The organism is Microcoleus sp. B4-C2 (assembly GCF_036705265.1).
Taxonomy (GTDB): domain Bacteria; phylum Cyanobacteriota; class Cyanobacteriia; order Cyanobacteriales; family Microcoleaceae; genus Microcoleus.
Genome location: NZ_JAUBUB010000080.1, coordinates 22086 through 29911, shown reverse-complemented (window position 1 = coordinate 29911; position 7826 = coordinate 22086). Strand labels below are relative to the sequence as shown.

Sequence of the window (7826 nt, the reverse complement as noted above, 5' to 3'; positions counted from 1 at the left end):
ATGATGTGCCTCTGTGTTAGTTGCATTTGAGACTTGCGTTTTTTGGGCTATGCGTATTCCTTGTTCAACACTCACAAAAATAGAATACCATTATTGTTTATAATTGCTTATAAACTCAATGAAGTTTTACAATACCTACCTTTTGCCTATTCTACAACTGTATTGAAATCTGGCGCTGTCATCTGGTTGGCGCTTGTGTAGCGATCGCGCCCTTGTCGTTTCGCATCATATAATGCTCGATCGGCGAGGGCAACGAGTTCATCCGGTGATGTTTCCGCAGTGGGAATCACAGTTGCAATTCCCATGCTAACAGTCACGATCGTGCTCACATTAGATTGCTCGTGAGGGATTCCCAAAACTCGGATTGCCTCTCGGATCGACTCAGCAACCGCGATCGCGCCATCCGCATCCGTATTCGGTAGGATAGCAGCGAATTCTTCCCCTCCGTAACGTGCAAACAGATCTGATGAGCGTTTAACCGCTTGTGCCGCCGATGAAGCCACTTTTACTAAACAAATATCCCCCGCTTGATGTCCGTAGCAATCGTTATATCGCTTGAAATAATCTACATCCAACATAATCAACGAAAGCTGTTGTTTCCCCTGCATCAGTCGGTGCCATTCCGACGGCAATCGCTCATCAAAACAGCGGCGGTTTGCTACTTGTGTTAACCCATCTGTCGTAGCAATTAATCTTTCTTGTTCTGCCCGGTGTCTGAGCATCTCCTCGGCCCGCTTGCGTTCTGTAATATCAGCAAAAGTCGTTACTACTGCATAGGGTTGAGACTGATTAATCTGGAACAGCGGTTGCGAATTAATCGAAATCCAAGTCAGCGTTTTATCCGATTTGTGAATGCCCATCACCACATTTGATAGGGGTTTTCCCGTCCGTAGGGTAATCATTGCCGGATGCTGTTGGCAGGGGAAAGGAGAGCCATCTTCCTGAACGGTTCGCCAGTCTAAATCTATGGATCTACGCCCCATCAATTGTTCGGGGCTCAGTCCGAGAATCCTTCCGGCACTAGCATTACAGGTAGTAATTTGTCCGTCTGCTAGCTGAAGGACGACGCCTTCAGTCATGCTTGTAATCACAGAACGATACCGTTCCTCGCTCTCCTGCAATTGACTCAGGAGAATGTTTTTAGCATCAAACTCTGAAGCCAGATGCAGGCTACCCGCCAAAAACCCCGCCATCAGTTGTAAGGTATGAATATCTGACTCTGTAAAGGCACAGGGTGTAGCTGAAACAACTTTTAAGACGCCAACCCGATCGTCCTGATAGAACAAGGGAACAACCACCAGTGACCGGATACCAATGCGCTGACAGGCAGACTGATCCACCCGTGTATCGGTTTGTGAATCATCGCAAAGCATGATTTGGCCGGTGGCAATACATTTTCCCGATAAACTTGTCGCTACTTTGATCCGTAATCCCACATAGGCGCTGGCGATACCGCTCGCTGCCCGATACAGCAACTCATCCCCTTCCAGCATTTCAATCACGGCCCCATCGGCACCGAGCGATTTTTGAGTTCGATCGGTAATCACCGCCATGACTGCATCGAGATTGGGATTGCGGATGGCGATTTCCTGTTGGGTGGCAATCACCACAGCCAGACGCTGGAACTCTTGTTGCAATGCTGCTTCTGCTTGCTTGCGATCGGTGATATTTTTCATAAAGCAGTGATGCCCGATCAATCGCTCCTGCGAGTCGTAGGCCGCCAACATCACCACGTGCTTGTAAAAGATCGAGCCATCTTTCCGGATACCCCGGGCCTCAACCTCCACTCGGCCCTCGGCTAGCATTTTTTGATAAGCGGCCATCATCCTGTCGCAGTCTTCGGGATGAACTGTTTTCTGCCAACTCCTACCAACCATTTCTTCAGGCTGATAACCTGCTATATTCGCGTAGGCTTGATTAACGGTGATGTACCGTCCGAAAATATCCAGCCGCGAGATGCCCTCAACGGCATTAGCAAGAGCTGTACTCAATTCTCTGAGTTCTGTTTCTGCCTGGACAAGATCCGTAATGTCTTGGGATGTACCAAACAACCGAATGACTTTTCCCTCTGCATTGAGTTGAACCTGTCCTCTGGCTTCGGTATGGCGGATAGAACCATTCGGGCCCACGATTCTAAGGCGCAATAGATAAGGCTCTCCGTGACTGAGCGCTCGTTGAACTACCAGGTGTAGCTGTTTGGCACTTTCGGGATGGTAAAGCCGCAGGTTTTCTTCATAAGTAGGTTCGCCTAGGGCCCTGGATCGTCCCAAAATCTCGAATAGTTCGGGAGACCAGGTAATTTTACCCGTAATCACGTCCCACTCCCAGTTACCGATGTGGGCAACCCGCTGGGCTTCTGACAACCTAATTTGACTCTTTTGCAGGTCTGTTTCTGTCTGCTGGCGGTCGGTAATGTCCTTTTCGTTCACCAGCAACATCGGGTTGCCCGTTACCGGGTCGTTGGTACACCGCACGTCCATCCCATGCCAGCGAATTCCCGCCAGAGTAATCACTTGAGCCTCCGTGCTAAATACCTCACCGGACTGAATAACTGCCATTGCTCGCTCTCCTACTTGAGAGTCAACAAAGCGGCTCAGAAAAGCATTATCTGTCGCAGAGCCAGGGTGCAGCGCATCCCCGTAACAGCCCAATGCCGCCGGGTTTTGCAGCAGCGGCACACCTTCGAGGGTGTACAGCGAAACCATCAGCGTGGTGTGTCGGATTGCCTCGATCGATCGCAGGGTTTCCGGCTCGATTTGAGGAGCGGTTTCGACCGTACCCTCCACCAGGATTGCCAAACGCCCGCCATCAATCCTGATGCCAGAGCACCGACAGCCGACAGAAACAGGCTCACCGGCCGGGTAAAACGTCCACTGCTCAGACAAGGTTTGGCCTTGCTCAAACTGCTCCAGATAGCTCTGCAAGCGAATCCGAGTAGACTCTGACAACATATCCCTAAAGTTGCGGATCGCGAGTTGCTGGCGCGTCGAAGCATTCCACAGGTACAAGGAAGCTTGGTTTGCCCACCGCATTTGCCAATCCTCAATATCAAATATCCAGATCGGGTTTTGCAACAAGTCAAAGGCTTTGAGGTGGACAATATCGCCGCTCAGGGAACAGGCAAACTCTGGTTGTAGACAATTTTGATGATTGACTCTGGGCGCGCTTTCTGTATTGGGATCAGTTTGATTCGGTTCTGTTTCGAGTTCCGGCGGTTGATTTGGCCCGATCGCCGGGCCGTGAGATTCCAAGTGCCGCATCCTCAACCCGATGTGCATTGCAACCTGTTGCAGGATCTCAATGTCGAGAGGTTCCCACTGACGCGGACTTCGGCATTGATGAGCAATCAACAGTCCCCAAAGCTTCGGAGATTGCTGCTGTTGGCCATCTAGCAAGATTGGCGCAACTAAATTTGCCTGAACTTGGATGCGATCGAGCAATTCGACATCACAAGCTTGAATATCACCAGCGTGAATATCAGAAATGGCACTCGTTTCCCCCTGGCTGTAGCGATCTACCCAGGTAGCTTCAAGGCAAGGGTCATGAATCAGTTGTCCCTGGATTGGCCGCCACTGATCGCCAACAGATTCAGCAAATACTACCCTCTCTCTATGCGGTAGGAATCGATAAATAATCACGCGATCTGTTTGCAGCAGCACCCTGGTTTCGTGTAGCGCACATTGCAAAATTGTCTCCAGATCCACGAACTCGTTGATTTTAAGTGCAATTTCTGAAACTTTTTCTATGCTTTTCTCTAACGACCAAGAGAAAGTCTTTTTTGTAGACATCTCCGTGTTCCTTGTTTGTTTAAGCTATTTTCTACTATTCTAACCCGCCACAAATAAATATAATAATTTCTTTTAACTCGTAGGAATCGCTGGCTGGGCTTAGGAAAAAATCAATATTTATGTGGCTAGCCAATTTTATGCTGACTGCTACAATTGCTTTTTTGATGTCATTTCGCCAAAGTTTTAGGTTATTTGGTATCTATTTTGCTTCTTCTCAATCGTTTTTTGGCTAATTATTATCGCAAAGCTACTGCACCAACTATAACAAATTGTGATTGATTTAGCGAATAAATAATAAAACTCCCCAAAATTAACCCTGTATAATTGTTAAAACCTCATAATTCTTGTGGAGTTTAGTAAAATAGAACACACTAAATTTGCCCCTCAACCTGGTTTTTTTATCAAAATACTTCGTGATATCCCTTGACAATTGTTAAAAAACCCGGTTTCTTTAGTGTATGATTTGGGAAAATTGGTAGAAAATTTATTACTGTTAGTCCTGGAGAACTCAACCGGGTTTTTCAACCTCCTTACTTCGTTAAAACTGAACATATTGCACGATTTTAAATAAATTTTCTATGGGCGGATTCTCCTGTCCTACCCGTACTACCCACAATAAAATTTAATTTTTATGGGACAGGCCGGAAAGCCTGTTCCTGGCAGAGGTAGACTGGGCGGGAGTTCCAACCCTGAATAAGAGTTAAAAAACCTGGTTGATGAGAGTTGGAGTGCGGGCCTGACTGATTGTCAAGTTGAGATTGTGCCCGGAATGAGAAAAAAACACGGCCAAACCTGGTAGCAACCGGAGGTCGAAAAGCTCGCATTCCCAGGCTGTTGCTGGAATCAATACCGCAGCTAGAAACTCCCGATTGATATCGTGTCCGGTCGATGAACCGCGATTTTTGTAGGGGCGAGTTCACCAAGAATACCTGCCAATAATTGACAATCTCAAAAACTCGCCCCGACCGGGATATTACAGCATATTCCATGTATATGTGGTACACACAAGAAGAGAGACGCGAGTAAGGTGCGTCGCCACCCGTCAATCTGCAATCTTTATCAAATATGAAGGAGCGACGAACCCTACGGACTACGGACTAACACCACATAATATAGCTGCTCCTGTACTTCATGAACCACCGAATATGCTGTATGATTAATCGATCGGACATGATATTAATGATCGTAAACAGGATTGTCTTTAGGACTAATTAAATGCAGCAACTTTTGCTTAATCTGATCGTCGAATACTTCCCATTTTAGCCTTGCATAATCGCTCTTCTCATTCCCGCCAGAAAGAAATCCCACGGGAATTTCAAAACCTCCAGCTTGACTTCTGCCACCACCAAAAAAGCGTCCTTGAGCATCTTGACCGAAGGCTTCTTTAATGAATTCGTCGGGGTCGAGAGTAAGTTTATTAGTTCGCAGCGAGCCAATTACTACTTCAATTTCTTCGTCTTTGTCGTGAACAATTGCGTAGACAACGGCTGTGTGTACGTTCTCCTCTGTTACTAAAAAGTCCGCAGCTTGGGGAATAGAATCCCGATCGTCATAGCGGAGATAGCCGATGCCGGCGATCGAAAAATTGTTCTGGACGGTGCGGTGTTTGAGCGATCGCTCGATCGCGTCCATCACCCACTTAGAACGAGATGACTGTAACACGGCATTCAGCAACTGCGGGTCGTAAAACCGGCTCAAATAAGCCGCAGCTAAAAAGTCCTCTTCCTGAGCTTGTCTGAGGGCGATCGTATCCGATCGCAAACCGTGCATCAAAGCTGTAGCGCACTTGATGTGCAGACTGACGCTGGCGTCGAGACTTAGGAGTCCAGACTGTAAATACTCGGCAAAAATCGTGGCTGTAGCGCGGATTTGAGGGCGCAAATCGGTAAACTCTGCGTTCATTTCCCCCTGCAAATTATGATGATCGATGACGGCGGCGATCGGAACTCCAGCCGCTAAAATATACTCGGTTAAGTTACAAGTCGTCCCTTGATTGTCAATGAAAGCGCAGCCATGAAACACCGACAAATCCTTAGTTTTTAGTGTTTCCACCGTCCAGCGCTGCAACGGCAACCCTGTCAATTTAACTAAGGCAATATTTTCTTGGTGGCTGAGGGCGCCGGCGTAGATAATCTCGCATTGGATATCGTACTGTTCGGCGATTAATTTGTAAGTCCAAGCGCTTGAAAGTGCGTCGGGATCTGGAAAATCTTGCAGCAAGATTAACTGGCGAGTGCCTTTGTGCCGATCGAACATTTGGCGCAATTGCTCGACTTTGCGATCGTGCAATTCCTCGCGGAGACGGCCGCGATTCTCTTCGGAAGCAACTTCGGCTTTGCTGCGCCGTTTCCCCGGCGCACTCACTCCGGGTACAACCTCGCTGCTGGCTTCAAGTTCACCTTCGCGGTTGCCGGATGTTTCATCGGAATTGTTAGGGGGATGGTCTTTCATCGTTGAAAATTAACAATTTAACTATTTCAAGATTTGCACGACATTCGATCTTAAACCCGGTTTCTTTGTAGATGCCTCGTTTTCCAAGCCAATACTTCTTACGAGAAACCGGATTTAAGAGCGTAAATTCTATCTTTAACTTTTTAACTGATGCACGGCGTGTGCGTTGCGAGGAACGAAGCAATCTCAGGACTCAGAACTTCCGCAAAAAACCCCCGCGCTTGCGCTGACAGGGGTTTTAAAGGCCTATTACATATTTTTGCCATTCTTTGTGCATACCGCTCTTAACGTGTTTAGTCACTTCAAAATAAAGACCGCTGTGAGGTTTCCTAGGCGGATAGCGCAGCGACATTCCCGCTTCTTTCGGCGTGCGGCTGCCTTTATTGACATTGCAGCGCACGCAAGCGGTGACGAGATTTTCCCAACTGTCCCCTCCTCCGCGCGATCGGGGAATTACATGATCGAGGGTTAAATCGTCGCCCGTATAACTACAGTATTGACAAGAGTGTGCGTCCCGGTGCAAGATGTTCCGGCGGGTTAGCGGAATATCCTTATAGGGAACTCGGACGTAATGCCGCAGTCGAATCACAGTTGGTAGCGGGAAGTTTGGCGCAATAAATTTCCCGTTGTGTTCTACCTGTTCTGCTTTTCCTTTCAGCAACAAAACTACCGCCCTTCGCCAATTGGTGATGTTAAGGGGTTCGTAGGAGGCGTTCAGCACCAGAACATTGCCCATTGTTGATTATTAAAGAGAATATTTTTCCCGATGGTAACACAGGTTCCACTTTAGGTGGGGCGGGATCGGGAAGAGCGAGGCGATCGCAAAAAACGCTGAAAAACCAATCCTTTACCCTATACCTTCGCGCCTGCGCCCCCTAGGGCTGCATCTATTTTCTGCCTTTGGTGTTTGTCAGCGAGCTTTTTTCCCGGAGTTTTGGCCCAGATGAGGCCAGTGTGTGCGATCGCAAAAATTTGCCGAATAAATTTTATTTTTTTCTCTAAATGCCTAATCTTCCCGGCAACAAACAGTTTAAATTTTTAGACTATTAGTAACCTTAAATGAAAAAGCTTATTACTGCTCATGAAATTTCGGCTCTTAAAGTCAGTTTTTAGCGCGTCAATTATTGCCCTTGCTGCTCCGATTTTAGCAAACAGTCCAGCCTTCGCCCAAGCGCCTTCATTCTTCTGTGGCGCTACTGGTGGCCGCCCCGCTACAATTGCAGTCCAACAAGGCAAAAATATTCCCGTTATTTTGTGGCTAGCTGATAACTATTTCAATGAATCAGGAGAAGATGCGATTACTCGGTGCACCAGAGTCTCAGGAATTCTCAACAACTCGCAACCGCAAGGAAGCTGGGATAATATTGTCACAGCAGGTGCATCTAGCAACGGTCAATTAATTATTTGTGCAGCTAATCCTCAAGACGGTTCCTGTAGATTATTATATCAAGTACCCAAAGGTCAAAATCCCGAACAAGCCCGACAAGAACTCTTAAAAAGAGTTACAAATCCTAATGTAAGTGTTTCGCCTGTTAAAGTAAATTGATAATCATTAGTAGGGACACCGCACCGTGCCCATAGGTGTCA

The 7826-nt window shown here is 47.4% G+C and carries 4 protein-coding genes; 1 reads left to right on the top strand and 3 read right to left on the bottom strand.

Features of this window, described 5'->3' with window-relative positions; translation table 11 throughout:
* Positions 1–146: 146 nt before the first annotated feature.
* The 3 genes from QUB20_RS21090 to QUB20_RS21080 form a co-directional block, all read right to left on the bottom strand.
* Positions 147–3788 carry a diguanylate cyclase domain-containing protein gene (locus tag QUB20_RS21090; protein ID WP_333248315.1) on the bottom strand — a complete coding sequence of 1214 codons (3642 nt, stop codon included), beginning with the start codon at positions 3786–3788 and terminating at the stop codon, positions 147–149.
* Positions 3789–4964: 1176 nt separating this feature from the next.
* The gene (locus QUB20_RS21085; RefSeq protein ID WP_333248317.1) at positions 4965–6239 is read right to left on the bottom strand and encodes a bifunctional oligoribonuclease/PAP phosphatase NrnA; all 1275 of its coding nucleotides are present in this window, start codon (positions 6237–6239) and stop codon (positions 4965–4967) included.
* 238 nt (positions 6240–6477) lie between these two features.
* Positions 6478–6975 (bottom strand): HNH endonuclease, encoded by a 498-nt coding sequence (locus QUB20_RS21080; protein ID WP_006633674.1) that lies wholly within the window; start codon positions 6973–6975, stop codon positions 6478–6480.
* A gap of 345 nt (positions 6976–7320) precedes the next feature.
* Between QUB20_RS21080 and QUB20_RS21075 the strand changes: the two genes are divergently transcribed.
* Positions 7321–7785 carry a COP23 domain-containing protein gene (locus QUB20_RS21075; protein WP_333054612.1) on the top strand — a complete coding sequence of 155 codons (465 nt, stop codon included), beginning with the start codon at positions 7321–7323 and terminating at the stop codon, positions 7783–7785.
* Positions 7786–7826 lie beyond the last annotated feature (41 nt).

What these genes read in the sequence shown, in the direction of transcription:
- QUB20_RS21090 (WP_333248315.1), bottom strand. Translation starts at nt 3,788, where the DNA reads ATGTCTACAAAAAAGACTTTCTCTTGGTCGTTAGAGAAAAGCATAGAA.
- QUB20_RS21085 (WP_333248317.1), bottom strand. Translation starts at nt 6,239, where the DNA reads ATGAAAGACCATCCCCCTAACAATTCCGATGAAACATCCGGCAACCGC.
- QUB20_RS21080 (WP_006633674.1), bottom strand. Translation starts at nt 6,975, where the DNA reads ATGGGCAATGTTCTGGTGCTGAACGCCTCCTACGAACCCCTTAACATC.
- QUB20_RS21075 (WP_333054612.1), top strand. Translation starts at nt 7,321, where the DNA reads ATGAAATTTCGGCTCTTAAAGTCAGTTTTTAGCGCGTCAATTATTGCC.